The following is a 17,348-nucleotide window of genomic DNA, read 5'->3' on the forward strand; positions in this document are numbered from 1 at the left end:
GCGTCACTCTGGCCTACATCGCATAGGTCTCCACCTGTTCGAAGTGAGGGGAGGGCGTGACGCCCTCCTCGCACACGAGGGGACGGCCGTCCTGGTCGTAGGCGGTGTGCAGAACCACAGCGACCGCCGTTGCCCCGGACAGTCCTAGATGGCGGACTTCGGACTCAGTTGCCAGGCGGACCGTAGTCACGTCCACGCCCTCTGCGGGGAAGCGGCCAGTCTGCCGACGTACGTATCGAGTTGTCCCCTCCGGGATGGGCGCGGTCTGCGCGAGCCGGGGGGAGGCTTCTGCGATCTCGGGCGGGAACCACGCCTCCGCGTAACTGTGCGGACTCCCGTCCGGCAGCTGGAGGATTCGGATGCGCCGCAAGGCGGTGACCCCAGCATCCATACCGAGTACGGCAGCTACTCGCGCAGGCGGCTCTGCCCAATCCGGCTCACCGACGCGCAGGAACGGCATGCCACCAGTGACGCGAGCGGAACCTGCCCTCCGTGCACCCGCCGGCCGCGCGACGGGAGTCTCCGTCACCACGAAGCCCGTCCCTTGCTTGGCCACGACGACACCGTCGCTCCGCAACACGTCCATCGCTTTGATGGCGGTCGCGCGAGAGACCGACCACTGTTCTGCCAGGTCACGCCCGGATGGAACGATCTCGCCTGGCGCGAACTCGCCGGCGGCGATGCGGGCGCGCAGCGACTCCGCAATCTCCTCGTACTTCAGTAGCGCCATGGCTGCCTCTCTTGCCGTCTCCCTGCTGGACTGGTCCACCGGTACACAGCATACTGCCGCTATGTCGAATCTCGGATTGGCTCCCTCCGTTCTGCGCTTCTACGGCGAGACCGTCGACGAGAGCGAGCGCTTGCGTCGCTCAGCGGACGGTCGTCTTGAGCTGGCCCGGACCAAGGAACTTCTACGTCGGTTTCTTCCTCCAGCGCCCGCGAGCGTGCTGGACGTCGGGGGTGGGCCCGGCGTGCACGCAAAGTGGTTGGTCGAGGACGGATACACAGTTGCTCTGGTGGACCCCATCCCGCGCCACGTTGAGCAGGCATCCGCCATCTGTTCAGCGTCACTTGGAGACGCGCGAGCGCTGGACGCAAGTGACGACAGCTACGACGTGGTTCAGCTCCTGGGCCCGCTCTATCACCTGCCCGATCCCGCTGACCGCCGGCGGGCGCTCGCTGAAGCACAGCGGGTGGTCAAGCCTGGTGGGCTTGTAGCCGCAGCAGCGATCAACCGGTACGCATCCCTCTTCGAGCACGTCACGTACGCACACCTGCATACGGACCGCATGTACGAGCCGGTGTCCAAGATTCTCCGCACCGCAGTGCACGACGGCGCCCACTTCACCCTGGCTTACTTCCATCGGGCAGAGGAGCTTGCCGACGAGCTTCGCGAGGCGGGGCTTACCAAGGTGGAAGTTTTCGGGATCGAGGGCCCGGCATGGTCACTCGTCAAGGCCGTCGAACAGCAGCCTGGCGAGGGACCCACCGATGACCTGATTGCCTCTGCCATGGCAGCTGCTCGGATGGCTGAGCCGTATCCAGAGCTGCTCGCCGCTAGCTCCCACCTGCTCGCGGTGGGGCACTCCTGAACAGTCCCGCTCTAATCTAGCGGCGAGAATTGTCTATTCGTACATCCAGTCCCATTTGAAAAGCGGGATGGATGTTGAATTCCGTGATTGATTCGAGGTTCCTTGCCCGATCGGCAAAGTCGGGGTAATTTTGAGCATATTGAAATTCTGTCCGACTCCCCGTCATACAGCCGATGAAGCCGATGTTATACAGAAGCGAAACCAGCGGTCCGTACCACTCCGTCCAGCTCCCATTCGGATTGGACCACATCTTTGCAGTCAGGCGCTGCACCCATTCTGCACCGGCGAATTCCGGATCACCTGGCAGCGTAATGGCATCGTCTAGAATTCTCGTGAAAGCCGCCTTGGACAACGGGAGCGTGGCCCCTTCGAATAGATAGAAGATCTTGTCAATTTCAGGATAGGAAGTTTTCCATTCGTCGCGCAGCGCAAGCACCCGCTCGCGCGAGTACGGCTCTTCCGCTTTACGAATATCATCCCAAGAGAGTTGATTCCCTGAAGAGAACGACAACGCTTCATTAAAGAATGCAATGATATCTCGCGGCCGCATGAGGGTTCGTTGCAGCATATACTCCAGCGCATCTCCACGCGTGCGATTTGTGCGAGGCAAGATATCGTGTATAGAGTTGAAGGCTTGATCATGCTTACTGGCAGCCGCACGTAGACGTTCGGTAGCAAGGTCTTTCAGCTCTCCAGGAGTCCAATGCATCCTTAGAGCTAGAGACCTGAATTTCTCCTCTTGCCCACCGGACCTATGCCCAAAGTCCAGATGTTCAAATATGTTCGTGCGAAGGGCTACTACAACTTTGAGGTTGGTCACACGTTGGAGGTCGAGAACTGCTCGGAATAGGCATCGGACGAGTGCGTTCGTCAGCTTCTCGTCAACCCAATCGCGATCAAGGTCGTCGATTACCACATACGTGAAGTTCTGGCGACTATCCAGAATATCCTCATCGAGAACCTTAATCATCTGATTCAGTCTGGCTATTTGAGTATCGTTGACGATTTTCTGAAACCTATCGGCAAGCTCGGTCCGCACTTCCGAAGAAAACGTGTCTCCCGAAGTCGCCCCGATTGTGGCATCAACCTGTCCCGGTAGGCCAATTTTTCCACTCGCCTCCCTTTTAATGTTCTCTTCGAATTTCTCGGTTACCTCTTTTACTCGCTGGTCTGCATCGATCCAAAAGCGGTCTTGAAAGTGCTCCAAGTACTCGAGCGCAGCCCGCTTTCCAGGATCCCTCCTTACCTTTTCTCGTAGGGTGGTCATGAAATTTGCTTTAGCGGTGGGCGAGTTCACCTTGTATCGATGACGAATTAGCTCAACGACTAGCACGTGTTTCCATAGGGCAATGAACAAAGGGTCCAGGGTAACCTCCAAGCTATCCAGATAGTGCATCACCCTGAGGTTTGTAATGTACTGGAGTGACAGATCCTCCGGCGCGATCCTCACGACATGTTCGGGGAAGTCCTCTTCGAGTTGCTGAAGAGCGGCAGACTTCCCGGTTCCTGTCCGTGCAATCACGAAACAGTGGTGATCATCCTTGTCGGATATGGTGACATAATCATCCGACTCGTAAAAGGCTGTGCGCAGAAATTGCTTATCGGCTTCAGCTTGTTCCGCGCCGAGATTTAAGTTCGACCTTCGACGCTGGCGCGCCCCGCTTCGCGACATAACCGCCCCCTTCTCATAGGGTAGCCTTTCAGCTACCCCAAGTGATCAGTCCTGCACATTAGCGCACGATGTTCGAGCTGAATAGCCCTATGTGCCGGTTGACTCTTGACGGCCGCTTCTTTTGGCTCCGGGGAGTTCGTCGCATGGCAGTCGAAGGGCCGAACACGCTCCCGAGCAGCCAGCAGCTGCCCACTTGGGTGGACTTGGGTGGCTGCTGGTTCAATGAGCTTCTTCAGCGTTGCCGCTCAGGTACACCAGTGCCACCATCACGCGCTGGGACGGGCGGAGCTTGCAGCGCCGGTCACCCTCCCGGGTGACATCGCAAACCGCAGGTGGCTCCTCGGAGCCGCCACGATTCCTGACCAGGTCGGGAGACCTCAGCGACCTCTCCGCCTGTAGTTCGCGTTGAGGAGTGGAGCGACAAGGGATTCACCGCGGACCGAGGGAGGGCACGCACAGCCCTCCGGCGCGACTGTGGTGGTGCCCCTGTCTCAGTCACTCAGTCTCAACGGCAGTCTCATCCGTGGAAGTTCGGGCCCGTTCAGAGCCGTGCTACCAGAAGGTGGCACGCAGGACCTGAACGGGCCTGAACCACCAGGAACGGCAACCAGCAGAGTTGGAAAGCGTGTTGGGGGCAACCCCTCACGAGTTCGAATCTCGTATCCTCCGCAGCCGCCTGAACAGGCGAAACGAAGAGTCGGACCGCTCGTTGCGGTCCGACTCTTCGGTGTGCCCTGGTTGCAGTTTCGGTTGCATTCATAGGCAACATTTAGGACATGTCATCAAGCAGGGGAGTCGCACGCTCGCGCCCTATAGGGCGACCTGCGCAGACTGTGCGGAGCCACAGCCTCTGACGGGATACGTCACGACGGCTACCGGCCGCCAGGACCCACACGATGAGTTGGCTGCCCTCAACGGCGTAGACGAAGAGGCAGTCGCCGCCCTGAGCCGCCAGCACGCGTTGCGCCCGGAGGAGCTTCGGGACCGAACGCAGTCATGCCCTCGCATCCGTCGATGCCTGATTCACCCATCACGGGTTGGCCTGCGGCGACTCTGGTCTCGGCGGATCCATGCGGATCTGTCCATGGTCCCGGGACGATGTCGCGGTCATAGCCCGATCATCCGGACCTTGCTGCCGCACAGCCGGGTCATGTCATCGACATCCGACGTGAGGATGGCGACCGGGACAGGCTGACGCAAGGCCGCTTCCGCGACGGTGGCGTCGATCGCGTACTTGTGTCCGTGCAGACCGGCGCCCTTGAGCAGTTGGGCCGCCGCCTTGGCCGCTGCCTCCGTGATCGGCTCCACCTTGACCCGGGAGAGCGCCCATTGCAGTCGGGACAGGTTCACCCTGGCGTGGCTCACCTCCACGATGGTGTTGGCGCTGACGACAAGGTCCGCTCCCATGTCGTGGAACACCTGGAACATCGCCAGGACCTTCCGGTCCTGCGCCACCCAGGCCGACAGCCCCTCGCTGTCCAGGACGACGGTCTCGATGTGCCCGCTCACGCGGCGCTCGCGCCGCCGGCGGCCGACGTCGTACCGAAGATCCGCGCCCGCGCCTCGGCCAGCTCTCCCTCACTGAAGGCCCCGTGCTCGTCTGTGTGGCTGCGCAGGTCGGCCCCCAGGAGCTGGTGCCGGATCTGCCTGGCGACCGCTTCGGCCACGTAGCCGGAGATGTTGTCCGTGATCTTCTTCAGCTCCGCCACCTGCTCGGTGGGGAGTGTCACCGTGATGCGTGTGGTGTCAGCCATAGCCGCAAGCATACTGCGGTATGCGCGTTACGTGCTGTCTGTTCCCCGCAGTCGGTCCGGTCAGCGGCAATCGGGGCGACTGTACGTTCGAGCTGGAGCTCAGCCGGGCAGTTGTGCGACGCGCCGGTTCAGCGGGCCCAGTAGCGGTATGCCTCGATCCATTGCCAGCCCTTGGGGGCGGGTTCCGGCAGCGGCAGGTCCAGAATTCCGATGTCCTGTCGGACCGGCCCCCGGGCGCAGCGTGCGACCACGCGCCCGTCCTCGGCCAGATCGACACCGACCACGCTCACGTCGACGCCGAGAACAGTCGTGCTGAACGGCACGGCAAGGCTCTCCTCGATCATCGTGAAGAAGCCGGTGACCTGCTCATCCTCGCCGTAGGCGTCGACGGTGGCCTCTTCGATCAACGCCTCCAGCGCGACTGGGTCCCAGGTGCTCATGGCCTCACCGTAGCGCCGCACCGTACGGTTGAGGACCGGTGTGTTCAGCAGCGGTGTATCCGTCGTGGCGCCGTCGCCAGCAGTCAAGCCAAGGCTCGCGGTTGCCGGCGTGTGGCGTTGCCTGGTGGGGTTCGGTAGTGAGCGCGGCCCAGGGGAGGGTCCGGCAAGCGACAGGGCGGAAGAGAGTGGCACGAGTCGTCGTACGAGAGCCGAGTACGGGCGCGAGGAGCGCACCGCCGCTGGCCCGGCAGGAAACATCCGCCTTCGTGAGGGAGCTGCTCGGCGCCGGCTGGGCGGCGGTGTTCCTGCCCGGTGAGCCCGCCCGCCTTGGGCGGCTGCTGCTGTGGAAGCCGACCGGGGCAGCAGCCGGAGACAGTATGGCGCCCACCGGCCTTGAGACCGAGGCGGTGGAGCTGGTCCTGCCGCACGGCCGCTCGGTCAGGCGGCGCAGGGTCGAGGGTTACGCGCTGCCTGTCGCCGTCGCTGTCTCCGCCCTGGCCGATGCGGAGCCGACGCATCCCTCCGGCGCCGCCTGGCAGGCCGCCACTCGCTTCGCGCTGCGGCTGCTCGCCGACGGCCGCCTCCACCCGGCGCTCACCCCCGCCGGTTACGACACCTGGCAGGTGGGTCCCTTTACCGCCGCCCAGCGCCAGACGCTGGACGCCCTGGCCGCCGCCTTCCCGCCACACGCCCACTGCCTGCCCGAGCCTGGCCCTGCTCCGGTACGGATCGCCGAACCGGCTGCGCTGGTACGCCAGTTCTGCGACGCGGTCGCCGATGATCTGGTCCGTACGCCGGCCGCGCCGCTCGCCATGGGAGCGCTGCCGTACGCCTGGCGCGAGGCCCGCGCCGTGCCCACCTTGCGTGAATGGGCCGAGGAAACCCAGGCGGCGCTCACCGCCGAGGTCAGTGTCTCCCTGCGCGTCGACGTACCCGAAGGACGCCGACGGCAGTTCCGGGCCGTCCTGCAACTGCACACCGCGGCGGACCCGGCGCTCGTCATCGAGGCCGCACGGCTCTGGAGCGAGCCGACCGAAGTGGAGCGGCTGCTCGGCCCACACGCCGAGACCGAGACCCTCCTCGCCCTGCGTCGCGGCGCCCGCGCCTGGCCCCCGCTGCGGAGGCTGCTCAACGATGCCGCCCCCGATCAGCTCCGGCTGACCGACGACGAAGCCTTCGAACTCCTCGGGGACGCCACGGACGCGCTGCGCGCGGCCGGTGTCGACGTGCACTGGCCGCGCGAACTGGTCAAGGCACTCACCGCGACCGCGGAGATCGGGCAGCGCACCGCCCCCGGTTCCACCGCCGGCGGCCTGCTGGACACCGAGGCCCTCCTCGACTTCCGCTGGCAGGTCTCCCTCGGCGGCGAGCCGCTCACCGAGGCCGAGATGGATGCCCTCGCAGAGTCACGCCGTCCCCTCGTCCGGCTTCGCGACCAGTGGGTGGTCGCCGACCCGAAGCTGGTGGCCCGCGCCAAGCGCCGCCGGATGGAACCGCTCACCCCCATGGAGGCGTTGAGCGCCGCGCTGACCGGCGAGACCGAGCGGGACGGTGACCGGGTTCCCTGTACGGCGGTCGGTGCGCTCGGCGACTTGGTCGCCCGTATCCGCGACCCCGAGTCCCGCACCCCCGTGCCCCAGCCCGCCGCCCTCAAGGCCACGTTGCGCGAGTACCAGAAGCGGGGCCTGGCCTGGCTGGCCGAGATGTGCGCGCTCGGTCTCGGCGGCTGTCTCGCCGACGACATGGGCCTGGGCAAGACCATCACCTTGCTCGCTCTGCACCTGCACCGCCAGAGCGACCCCACCACCGCGGGCCCCACCCTTGTCGTCTGCCCGGCCTCCCTGCTCGGCAACTGGCAGCGCGAGGCCGCCAGATTCGCACCGGCCACCCCCGTACGCCGTTACCACGGCGGCGACCGCCACCTCAAGGACCTGGCCGGCGACGAGATCGTCCTGGTCACCTACGGGGTGCTGCGCCGTGACCGCGAAGTGCTCGCCGAGACAGCCTGGTCGCTGGTGGCCGCCGACGAGGCCCAGCACGTCAAGAACCCCTACGCCGTCACCGCCCGCGAACTGCGCGCCCTGCCTGCCCGCGCCCGCGTCGCTCTCACCGGCACCCCTGTGGAGAACAACCTCTCCGAGCTGTGGGCGCTGCTCGACTGGACCACCCCCGGGCTCCTCGGCACACTCACCGCCTTCCGTGACCGGCATGCCCGCGCCATCGAGGCGGGCGAGGATCCCGAGGCAGCCGAGCGCCTGTCCCGTCTCGTACGTCCCTTCCTGTTGCGCCGCAAGAAGTCCGACCCCGGCATCGCGCCCGAACTGCCGCCCAAGACGGAGACCGACCACGTCGTCCCGCTGACGGCCGAGCAGACCAGCCTGTACGAGGCACAGGTCCGCGAGACCATGGCGAAGATCGCGGAGTCGGAGGGCATCGCCCGACGCGGTCTGGTACTCAAGCTGCTCACCGCGCTGAAGCAGATCTGCAACCACCCCGCCCAGTATTTGAAAGAGCACAGCCTGCGCCAGTCCACCCCCCTGCGGGGCCGCTCCGGCAAGCTCGACCTGCTCGACGAGCTTCTCGACACCATCACCGCCGAAGGCGAGTCCGTGCTGGTCTTCACGCAGTACAAACAGATGGCGGCTCTGCTGGAGAAGCATCTCGCCGAGCGCGGCATCCCCGCTCTCTTCCTGCACGGTGCCACCCCCGTCGCGCGGCGCGAGGAGATGGTGGACCGCTTCCAGCGCGGTGAAGTGCCGGTGTTCCTGCTGTCGTTGAAGGCGGCGGGCACCGGACTCAATCTCACCCGCGCCACTCACGTCGTGCACTACGACCGCTGGTGGAACCCGGCCGTCGAGGACCAGGCCACCGACCGCGCCTACCGCATCGGCCAGGACAAACCCGTCCAGGTGCACAAGCTCCTCGCGGAGGGAACCGTGGAGGACAAGGTGGCGAAGCTGCTCGAAGCCAAGCGCGCCCTCGCCGACGCCGTCGTCGGCTCCGGCGAGGCAGCCCTGACCGAACTGTCCGACGCCGACCTCGCCGAACTCGTCGCCCTGGGAAGGCAGTCATGAGCCCCGCTGTCCCCGGCCAGCGCCGCGCGCCCACCCGCGGCAAGCGAGCCTTCGCCGCGACCTGGTGGGGCCAGGCATGGGTGGCCGCCCTGGAGGACTCCACCCTGGACGCCGGACGGCTCTCGCGCGGACGCACCTACGCCCGCAAAGGCATGGTCGGCCCGGTCACCGTCGCTCCGGGCAAGGTCAATGCCGCTGTCCAGGGCAGCCGCCCACGCCCGTACCGCTCCTCAGTCCACCTGCCCGTCCTCACCGACCCCCAGTGGGACACCCTGCTCGACACGATCGCGGCCCGCGCCGGACATCTCGCAGCACTTCTCGACGACGAGATGCCCGCCGAACTCGTAGACGACGCCCGGCACGCAGGCGTCCCACTGCTCCCACTGCCCACCGAGCTCGATCCGGAGTGCTCCTGTCCCGACTGGGGATACCCCTGCAAGCACGCCGCCGCGCTCTGCTACGCCATCGCCGCCACCATCGACACCGACCCGTTCGTGCTCTTCACGCTGCGCGGCCGCGGTCGCGAGGAGGTTTTCGCCCAGCTGCGCACACTCCGTACAGCAGCACAGGAGACCGCCGCCCCACCGGCACCGGCCGGCATCCCGGCCGCCGCCGCGTACGCCCGCTGGGCCGAAGAGCCACCCGAACTGCCCGAACTCCCGGAACCCGCCGCCCACACCACAGCGCTGCCCGTCCCCCCGCCACCCCGCACCGGCCTGGCCGCCGCGGACCTGGAACGCCTCATGGCCGACGCCACCGCGCGCGCCGCCCGGCTCCTCGCAGGCCACACCGCCGACCTGCACCTGACCCAGCACCAGGACGCCGTCCGCATCGCCGCGAGCAACCCCGGACCCGAGTGGTTCCATCACCTGATCCAGAACACCGGCACCAACCCCACTGCCTTCGCACGCCTCACCCGCGCCTGGCGCCACGGCGGCCCCACGGGCATCACCGTCGCCGAACAGCCCCACACTCCCGACCCGACAGTGATGAAGGCCACCCGCACTGCCCTGGACGCAGCCCTCGCCGAGATGACCGACTCCCCCACACAGCTCAGAGCCTGGCGCAACCGCCTCACCCTCACCCAGCACGGCATCCAGCTGCGTCTGGGCCCCGACGCCCGCTGGTACCCCTACCTCCAGGACGACGACGGCGAATGGTGGCCCGCGGCACCAGCCGACAGTGACCCGGTCACCGCGCTCACCGCGGCCTGGTCGCATAACGGGGAGTAAGAGGGCGATCCCCGCTGACCAGGAACCACGAGCAGAAGCCCCACCCACCCCCACTGCACTGCAGGTCAGGACGCTCGCGCACACCGACGGATCCTCAGACGAACACCTGGAAAGCGTGTTGGGGGCAACCCACGCCCTGGCCCTGCTCGCCGGGACCGGCGTGCCGACTCCCGGACCGGTCGCGGCTGATCCCACCGCCGCGCACTGCGAGTATCCGTCACTCCTCATGACGCATCTGCCGGGCCGGACCGTCCTCGACGACCGTGGACTGGAGACGCGCGTCCCACTGCTGGCCCGTCAGCTCGTGGCGATCCACGCGCTGCGGCCCGCCGAGCGGCCCCGGAAGTACGAGGCGTGGACGACCGCCGACGCCGTCGTCCCGCCGGACGGCGCCGACGCGGCGACATGGGCCGCGGCGACTGACGTGATCCGCAAGCCTCTGCCGCCCTATGAGGGCGGTTCCTTCCCCAGGACTTCCACCCCGGCAACGTGCTGTTCGACGTGCCGCCCCCGAGCCCGGCCGATCTCCGGATCACCGGGTTCGTCGACTGGGTGCAGGCCTCCTGGGGTCCGGCGGACCTCGATGTGGCGCTCCCCCACTGCCTAAAGGGCGTGGGAGGTGCCCCCAGCTCCACCAACCTCGCGCTGCTGCACGGCCCGGCGTGGGGTCTGCGGTTCGCCGAGGCGTACGAGGAAGCCGGCGGGGTGCCGGCAGTCGCCGCGAACGAGCGGCTGAACTGGCGGCTGTACTGGCGGCTGTACTGGCGGCTGCTGGACGCCCTGGCGTTCGCTGCGGGGGTGCAGTGGGTCGCGCGGCCGTGGCAGGAAGCGGGCAGGACCGAGCTGACGACGCGAGGAGTGGAGGAGCGGCTCGACGCCTACGGCACCGTCCTGATGGACTGATGGACTGATGGACGCGCTGGGCCGAGCCGCCCTCCAGCAACCGCATCAGCCCCTCACCCCACCCGGTACCCCCGGATCACCCGGTACTTCACCGCTCCCCCATCCGCGAACTCCGCACTCGCCCGCAGCGACACATACCCCCCGGGCACGGGCCGTCCAGGCAGCGGCATCACCCACGCGTCCCGCCCGGTCTTCGCCAAGCGCGCCTTCCGCCAGCTCTTCCCGTCGTCGTAGGACACCTCCACCGACACCGACCGCACCGCCGAAGCAGCCGCCCCCGGCTGTCGTACCAGCCGCATCGGGACGACCGGCAGCCCGCCTGTGTTGTTCTGGTCGACGACCGGCGCGAAGTCGAACGCCGAGAGGCCGAGCGCCGTCTCTCCGCCGCTCACCTCGCCCGAGCGGAAGGTCCAGGAGCCGCTGATGCTCGTACCGAGTCCGAAGCCCCCGCCTGCCGCGCTGCGTTCGGCGGAGTACTCCAGGCGGTAGGTCGCCTCGGCCGCCGGGACCGTGCCCGAGGCGTCCGTCCACGGGTAGTCCAGCTCCACGAGTTTCTGGTCACCGTGGTAGAAGGCGACCCTGCTCGTGTCGTACGCCGAATAGCCGGTGTGGCCGGCCTGGTCGCCTGCCATCGGGACGTTGAAGGACAGCCGGTTGCCGTCTCGGGCGACGGTCGTCGTGCGGCTGAAGCGCGGGCCGGGTACCGCCTTCTGCCACGTCACCGTGTAGCGCTTGCCGGGCTTGTAGGTCTCGTAGTCCGTCAGGAACTGTGTCTGGAAGGTGCCGTCGGCCGCGTACTGGTTGTAGCGGGTCTCCCACATCGTGTCGTCGGCCTTGTAGTAGACGGTCCGGGGGCGGCCCGGGGTGTCGTACCAGATGGCACCCGCCGACAGCGCGCTGCCGCCCTCCGGGGGAAAGCCGAAGTTGTGCGTGAACGCCCTCGACTGGCCTCCCGAGGTCACCGAGTAGTACTGGTGCTTCACCGTCGCCAGTTCGCTCTGCCGCACCACCCGGCTGAAGTTCGTCGGCAGGTGCCCCCGCTCGAACCACACCAGCACGTATTCGTACGGCGAGTCGTCGTACGTGCCGTCCGCGTTCTTCTCCGCCCAGAAGCCGCGTACGTCCGCCACCAGCGCGCCCTCGCCCGGGCCCACGTCGTCTCCCAACGCGGCCGTGAACAGCTTGTCGTAGGAGTCGGCGATGGCCCGCATGCCGAAGCCCACCCCGTTGGTGAGTTCGCGGCGGAAGCCGACCGCCGCCAGGCGCAGACTCGCGTCCTTGCGCGGGAGGGTCGCCGAGACCGGTGTGGCCTTGCGTGCGTCGATGACGATCTCGCTGTCGCCGGTCACCGTGAGGGTGGGGCGGGCCAGCAGGGTCGTACTGCCGTCCGACGGTGTGACGACCGACGCGTTCACCGTGTAGCGGCCTGCCGGGAGGGTCACCGTGCCCGAGCCCGACGGGTCGTACACGAAGCGGTAGACCGAGCCGTCCAGGCTCGTGATGTCGGTCCAGTAGTCGGCGGCCGGCTCGCCCGCGCGGTCGATGGCCTTGACCGTCAGGTTGTGGGTGGGCGTGGCCTTGGTGATGGTCAGGGGTACGCGGACCGAGGTTCCGGTGGTCGTGTCCGTGCCCACCAGCGCGCCCTGGAACACCCCCGTACCGCTCTGTACGCGCGTGTCGGCCGTCACCGTCACCTCGACCGATTCGCCCGCCGATACGGTCGCGTGCTCCGGACTGACCGTGAACATGCCCGCCGGGGCGGGCGAGTCCTCCGGTCCGGTCACCCGCGCCGCCAGGTCCAGGTTCACCGGCTCCGTGCCGTCGTTGCGGTACGTCACCGTCCTGACGACCGGTGTGTCGTCGTCCGCCGGGGCGGCCTGCGTGCCGAGGGGCAGGGCCGTCGGCGTGGCGAGGACCGACTGGTGGACGGCCCTGGCCACGTCCACCCGGCCCGCGCCCTGCGCGTTGACGTTCGCGCCGCCGGTCGCCGTCGCCGATGCCATCAGGGCCGCCTTCAGCTCGGCCGCCCGCCAGTTCGGGTGCTGTCCGGCGAGCAGGGCAGCCGCTCCGGCCACGTGCGGGGTGGCCATGGAGGTGCCGGAGACGGCGGTGTAGCCGGGCTCGACCTCGATGTAGTCGCTGCCCGCGTGCGCGGCACGGGCGGCGACGATGTCCACGCCGGGTGCGGTGATCTCCGGCTTGATCGCGCCGTCCTCGCGCGGGCCCCGGCTGGAGAAGGACGCCATGACGTCCTGCTTGTCGACGGCGCCCACGGAGAGCGCGGCGTCCGCCGTGGAGGGCGAGTCGACCGAGCCGTCCGCGCCGCCGTCGTTGCCCGCGGCCACCACGAAGAGGGCGCCGGTCTTCGCCGTCAGCGTGTTCACGGCCTCTTCCAACACGTCCAGGCCGGGGGTGTCGTCACCGGCGAGGCTCATGTTGATCACCCTGGCGCGAGGGGCGGCCCACTCCATTCCGGCCAGGATCGACGACTCGGCGCAGTCGCGGTCGCTGCACACCTTCCCGACGATCAGCGAGGCCCCGGGCGCGACTCCCTTGTATTTGGCGCCGCCGCCCGCGACCGTCGACGCCACGTGCGTGCCGTGACCGACGTTGTCGTCGGCGTCGGGCGCGTCCGTGAAGTTCACGGCCTCCGTGACCCGTGCGGCCAGGTCGGGGTGCGTTGCGTCGATCCCGGTGTCGAGGACCGCGACGGTCACGCCGTGCCCGTCGTATCCCGCCTGCCAGGCCGTCGGCGCACCGATCTGGGGCACACTCCGGTCCAGGGCGACCTGCCGTTTCCCGTCCAGCCAGAGCTTCGCGACACCGCTCGCGGCGCGCAGTCCGGTCGTACGGCTGCCCGCGGTCACCCCTTCCCAGAAGGCGCCCGCCGTCTCCTTGCCGACGGCCACCGCGGCGCCGTCGACGGCCCGCAGGGCACGGGTCACCCGGGCTCCGTCCGCGGCGCGCAGGCTGCGGGCGCCGAGTGTCGCGTCGGTGTACGTCACGATCACGGGCAGTTCGGCCGTACTGGCGTCGTCGTACCCGGCCGCGACCAGTCCCGTCACGTCGAACAGCCGCTCGTCCACCTGACCGCCGGCGACCAGGCGCAGTGCGTCGTTCGGTACGACGTACTGGTGGCCGTCCCGCTCGAACTGCTGGAAGCCCGTCGCCTCGCGGCCCGCTCCGGGCTCGATGGCGACACCGGCGCCCGACAGGTCCACGCGGTCGCCGGTGACGAGGGTGACGCGATGGGTGGTGGCATCCTGCGGTCCGGTTCCGCGGGTCCAGGTGGGAACGGCGTCGGGCGCGGCGGAGACGGGCGTGGCCGCCGCAACTCCCTGGACCAGTAAGGCGGTTATCAGTGCGCCGACCAGTTTTCGAGACATGCGGGACATACGGCCTCCCCTGTGCCGGTGGTGACTCCGGTTGCGGTCGAATGTCCCCTCGGAGGCGATCTTCCGGGTACTCCCAATGGCCCATAACATCGCGCTATGGATCTGGAGGTCCGCCACTTACGCGTTCTGAACGCGATCGCCGACGCCGGCTCCATCACGCGTGCCGCAGCGGCCCTCGGCTTCACCCAGCCCGCCCTGACCGCCCAACTCCAGCGCATCGAGCGCATGTTGGGCGGTCCGCTGTTCGTACGGGACGGCGCCGGCTCCCGGCCCACGGCGTTCGGCGCGATGGTGCTGGCGCACGCGCACGGCATCCTCACGGCCCACGAGGACCTCATACGTGACGTACGGCAGCGGGGCCCCGAGGACTCCGACCTGACCGCCCTGCGGCTCGGCTCGGTCCCCGGCCCGCTCACCGCCGTACTCGTGACCACCGCGCGGCAACTGCTCCCCCGGGCCGAGATCACCCTGCACACCTGCGACACGGAGGAGGAGCAGCTCGAACTGCTCGCCACCGGGCGCCTCGACTTCGGCCTGGTCGTGGACTACCCGGAGTACGAGCTGACGTTGCGGCCCGGGCTCAGCGACGCCCTCCTCGCCGTGGACCCCGTCTTCGTGCTGATCTCCGAACGGCACCCGCTCGCCGCCCGCCCCGACATCCCTCTCTCCGCCCTCTCCGGCGAGGCCTGGTTCGTCGGGGAGAACAAGGACGTACGGATGCGGGCGCAGTTCAGGGTCGCCTGCCGACGGGCCGGGTTCGTCCCGCGCCGGGTGCAGCGGCTGAGCGCGAGCGTGGTGTTCCCGCTGGTCGGGCAGGGGCACGGGGTCGCTCTCGCGCATCCGATGGTGACCGAGCGCGAGGGTGTCGTCGTACGGCCGCTGGCCGGGGACCCGATGGGTGTGCGGCAACGGCTGGTGTGGGCGGCCGGCAGTCCCCTCGCCGAGCATGCGCCGGTGCTGCACGACGCGCTCACGAAGGCGTACTGGGCGGAGGTGCGGCGGGCGGGGGTCTACTGGGAGTGGCTGGAGGGGAGGGGTCCGCTGCCCCCGCCCCTCTGACCCTCTGACCTCGGACCTGTCCGCCGACACCGGGACGGACGTCCTGGCCGACCGGCTGCTGAAGGCCCCGCCGATCTCCCCCACTCTCGGCTTCGCTCGAGCGGGGGGACCCCCATCGGAACCCGATCCGTTCGGCAGCGGGGTGCCTTTCGCGACGGACACCGAGGAGATCGTCGCCGGATACGCGAAGCACCTGTCGTACAGCGACGTCCGCCAGGTCGCCCATGCCATCGACACCGGTGCGGCCATCACGGTCGAGTACATCGCCACCTCGGGCAACCGGACCGTACGCACCCTCAGCGACCTGGAACCCGACCCGCCCTACCTCGACGCCTGGTGCCACCTGCGGGACGCCGAGCGCGTCTTCACCCTCTCCCGCATTCACAGCGTCATGAGCGTCATGCCCGAATGAGAAGCAGGATGGTATCGCTAGAGATAGTATCTCCATCGAGACTATCCCTAGCGGGAGGCTGCCATGCGTCGCTTCATCGGGCGGGACCGCGAGCTGAACGTGCTCGGCAACGCCTTGCAGGCCGTTCACGATGCCGTCGGGTCGGCGAAACCCGGTCAGTGCATCCTCATGCGCGGACGGAGGCGGGTCGGCAAGTCCAGCCTCGTCGAGGAGTTCCTCCGGCGCACCGAGACGCCGTACCTCTTCTTCACCGCGGCGGGCGGCACGCCGGACGACGAGCTGACGGAGTTGCTCGACGCCGTCGCCAGATCCACCCTCCCGGAGCGGGGACTGTTCTCGGAGGAGGCCCCGGAGCAGTGGAATGCGGCATTCAGGCTGCTTGCGGAGGTCCTGCCCGACGACAGCCCCAGCGTCGTCGTCATCGATGAGGTTCCCTATCTCATGGACCGCATCGACGCCTTCGAGGGGATGTTGCAACGGGCCTGGGACCGGCTGCTCAGCCGTAAGCCCGTACTCCTCCTCCTGGTCGGATCCGACCTGTCGATGATGGAGGCGCTGAACAGCTACGACCGCCCCTTCCATCAGCGGGGCCGGGAAATGGTCGTGGGGCCGCTGAACCCGGCCGACATCGGCGAGATGCTCGACCTTCCGCCGGCGGCCGCCTTCGACGCCACCCTGATCACGGGCGGTCTCCCGCTGATCTGCGCGGAGTGGCGGGCCGGAGCCGATGTCTGGGAGTTCCTGGGCGACTCTCTGGACAACCCGATCTCGGCGCTGCTGGTCTCCGCAGAACGCTCACTGGCCGCGGAGTTTCCTCCGCAGGCGATGAGCAGGGAGGTCCTGCGGGCCATCGGATCCGGGGAGCGAACCTTCACCAACATCGCGCGCGCCGCCGGCGGCATCGCCCACACCACTCTCACCCGAGCCACGGAGGTCCTGACCGAGAAACGAGTCGTGGCAGCCGAACTGCCACTCTCACTACGGCCGTCGAAAGAACGCCGCTACCGGGTGGCCGACCCTTACCTGCGGTTCTGGCTCGCGTTTCTGGACCCGCACATGGCGGAGATCGAGCGGATGCGGGGAGATCTCACTCTGAGCCGGATCAAGGAACAGTGGACGAGCTGGCGGGGCCGCGCGATCGAACCCCTGGTCCGGGAATCTCTCGCCCGTCTCCTGCCGGACGGACTTCTGCCCGCCGCCCCGGCTATCGGCGGATACTGGACCCGCAGCAACGACGTCGAAATCGACCTGGTGGGCGCCGACCGACAGCCGGTGGCCAAGCAGTTGCTCTTCCTCGGCTCGGTGAAGTGGCTGGAGAATTCCGCGTTCGACAGCCACGACCTGGCCGCGCTGCAGAAGCACCGGGCGGCGATCACCGACGAGCCGGTACCGCTCGTGGCGGTCTCCCGCAACGGGACCAGCTGTTCCGGGCTCCAGGCGGCGTACGGACCCGAGGAACTGCTCACCGCCTGGCGCAGGGCGTGAGCAAGGGCTGGGCTCCTGTGGTTGCAGTTCTGGTTGCGTTCACCGGCGTTCAGCACCATCCAGAAGCCCCACCCGACCCTGCTGCACCGCATGTCAGGACGTTTCTGTACGCCCCAGAACCCCCGGACGAACATTTGGAAAGCGTGTTGGGGGCGCAGCAACACTTCCGCTGGCTCACGAGTTCGAATCTCGTATCCTCCGCCAGTGCCTCACCGGGCACGATGTCGAAGGGCCCCACAAAGGCCGGCGGGCTTCCTCACCTCAGCCAGGTCGCCACGTTCGCGAGGGACCGGCCTAGGTGTTCTGTCCCGGGAGGTTGTGGACGGTGAG

General features: G+C 68.0%; 12 protein-coding genes and 1 pseudogene. 7 read left to right on the plus strand and 6 right to left on the minus strand.

Annotation, left to right across the window (positions count from 1 at the left end):
• Window positions 1–13: 13 nt before the first annotated feature.
• Window positions 14–730 (minus strand): GntR family transcriptional regulator, encoded by a 717-nt coding sequence (locus QFZ76_RS25300; protein WP_307675883.1) that lies wholly within the window; start codon window positions 728–730, stop codon window positions 14–16.
• Window positions 731–791: 61 nt separating this feature from the next.
• Between QFZ76_RS25300 and QFZ76_RS25305 the strand changes: the two genes are divergently transcribed.
• Entirely contained in the window at window positions 792–1,592 is an 801-nt protein-coding gene (locus QFZ76_RS25305; RefSeq protein ID WP_307675884.1) for a class I SAM-dependent methyltransferase, read from the plus strand.
• Window positions 1,593–1,608: 16 nt separating this feature from the next.
• Here QFZ76_RS25305 and QFZ76_RS25310 read toward each other — a convergent pair whose 3' ends face one another.
• The 4 genes from QFZ76_RS25310 to QFZ76_RS25325 form a co-directional block, all read right to left on the minus strand.
• Entirely contained in the window at window positions 1,609–3,264 is a 1,656-nt protein-coding gene (locus QFZ76_RS25310; protein ID WP_307675885.1) for a P-loop ATPase, Sll1717 family, read from the minus strand.
• A 1,107-nt stretch (window positions 3,265–4,371) separates the two neighbouring features.
• On the minus strand, window positions 4,372–4,773 hold the full coding sequence (locus tag QFZ76_RS25315) for a PIN domain-containing protein (RefSeq protein ID WP_307675886.1): 402 nt from the start codon (window positions 4,771–4,773) through the stop codon (window positions 4,372–4,374).
• The gene (locus QFZ76_RS25320) at window positions 4,770–5,018 is read right to left on the minus strand and encodes a hypothetical protein (RefSeq protein WP_307675887.1); all 249 of its coding nucleotides are present in this window, start codon (window positions 5,016–5,018) and stop codon (window positions 4,770–4,772) included. Before QFZ76_RS25320 ends, QFZ76_RS25315 begins: the two co-directional genes overlap by 4 nt.
• A gap of 128 nt (window positions 5,019–5,146) precedes the next feature.
• Window positions 5,147–5,458, minus strand: a complete 312-nt coding sequence (locus QFZ76_RS25325) for a hypothetical protein (RefSeq protein ID WP_307675888.1) — start codon at window positions 5,456–5,458, stop codon at window positions 5,147–5,149.
• A 266-nt stretch (window positions 5,459–5,724) separates the two neighbouring features.
• On the opposite strand from QFZ76_RS25325, the gene QFZ76_RS25330 reads away from it, so the two are divergent.
• The 3 genes and pseudogenes from QFZ76_RS25330 to QFZ76_RS25340 form a co-directional block, all read left to right on the plus strand.
• Complete coding sequence (locus tag QFZ76_RS25330; RefSeq protein WP_307675889.1) at window positions 5,725–8,532, plus strand: DEAD/DEAH box helicase; 2,808 nt, start codon at window positions 5,725–5,727, stop codon at window positions 8,530–8,532.
• Window positions 8,529–9,764 carry an SWIM zinc finger family protein gene (locus tag QFZ76_RS25335; protein ID WP_307675890.1) on the plus strand — a complete coding sequence of 412 codons (1,236 nt, stop codon included), beginning with the start codon at window positions 8,529–8,531 and terminating at the stop codon, window positions 9,762–9,764. Before QFZ76_RS25330 ends, QFZ76_RS25335 begins: the two co-directional genes overlap by 4 nt.
• 127 nt (window positions 9,765–9,891) lie before the next feature.
• Window positions 9,892–10,667: pseudogene (locus tag QFZ76_RS25340) on the plus strand (phosphotransferase family protein); the annotation flags it as partial.
• 53 nt (window positions 10,668–10,720) lie between these two features.
• Here the strand turns inward: QFZ76_RS25340 and QFZ76_RS25345 are convergent.
• Window positions 10,721–14,053 carry a S8 family serine peptidase gene (locus QFZ76_RS25345; RefSeq protein WP_307675891.1) on the minus strand — a complete coding sequence of 1,111 codons (3,333 nt, stop codon included), beginning with the start codon at window positions 14,051–14,053 and terminating at the stop codon, window positions 10,721–10,723.
• Between the two features lie 105 nt (window positions 14,054–14,158).
• Between QFZ76_RS25345 and QFZ76_RS25350 the strand changes: the two genes are divergently transcribed.
• The 3 genes from QFZ76_RS25350 (at window position 14,159) to QFZ76_RS25360 (ending at window position 17,018) form a co-directional block, all read left to right on the plus strand.
• Entirely contained in the window at window positions 14,159–15,121 is a 963-nt protein-coding gene (locus QFZ76_RS25350; RefSeq protein WP_307675892.1) for a LysR family transcriptional regulator, read from the plus strand.
• Between the two features lie 142 nt (window positions 15,122–15,263).
• Window positions 15,264–15,533, plus strand: coding sequence for a WYL domain-containing protein (locus tag QFZ76_RS25355; protein ID WP_307675893.1), 270 nt, complete (start codon window positions 15,264–15,266; stop codon window positions 15,531–15,533).
• 63 nt (window positions 15,534–15,596) lie between these two features.
• A complete protein-coding gene (locus QFZ76_RS25360; protein WP_307675894.1) occupies window positions 15,597–17,018 on the plus strand; it encodes an ATP-binding protein in 1,422 nt (473 codons plus the stop codon).
• Window positions 17,019–17,348 lie beyond the last annotated feature (330 nt).

Origin of the sequence: Streptomyces sp. V4I2, from assembly GCF_030817655.1 — a bacterium.
Taxonomy (GTDB): Bacteria; Actinomycetota; Actinomycetes; order Streptomycetales; family Streptomycetaceae; genus Streptomyces; species Streptomyces plumbiresistens.

What these genes read in the sequence shown, in the direction of transcription:
- QFZ76_RS25300 (WP_307675883.1), bottom strand. Translation starts at nt 730, where the DNA reads ATGGCGCTACTGAAGTACGAGGAGATTGCGGAGTCGCTGCGCGCCCGC.
- QFZ76_RS25305 (WP_307675884.1), top strand. Translation starts at nt 792, where the DNA reads ATGTCGAATCTCGGATTGGCTCCCTCCGTTCTGCGCTTCTACGGCGAG.
- QFZ76_RS25310 (WP_307675885.1), bottom strand. Translation starts at nt 3,264, where the DNA reads ATGTCGCGAAGCGGGGCGCGCCAGCGTCGAAGGTCGAACTTAAATCTC.
- QFZ76_RS25320 (WP_307675887.1), bottom strand. Translation starts at nt 5,018, where the DNA reads ATGGCTGACACCACACGCATCACGGTGACACTCCCCACCGAGCAGGTG.
- QFZ76_RS25325 (WP_307675888.1), bottom strand. Translation starts at nt 5,458, where the DNA reads ATGAGCACCTGGGACCCAGTCGCGCTGGAGGCGTTGATCGAAGAGGCC.
- QFZ76_RS25335 (WP_307675890.1), top strand. Translation starts at nt 8,529, where the DNA reads ATGAGCCCCGCTGTCCCCGGCCAGCGCCGCGCGCCCACCCGCGGCAAG.
- QFZ76_RS25345 (WP_307675891.1), bottom strand. Translation starts at nt 14,053, where the DNA reads ATGTCTCGAAAACTGGTCGGCGCACTGATAACCGCCTTACTGGTCCAG.
- QFZ76_RS25350 (WP_307675892.1), top strand. Translation starts at nt 14,159, where the DNA reads ATGGATCTGGAGGTCCGCCACTTACGCGTTCTGAACGCGATCGCCGAC.
- QFZ76_RS25360 (WP_307675894.1), top strand. Translation starts at nt 15,597, where the DNA reads ATGCGTCGCTTCATCGGGCGGGACCGCGAGCTGAACGTGCTCGGCAAC.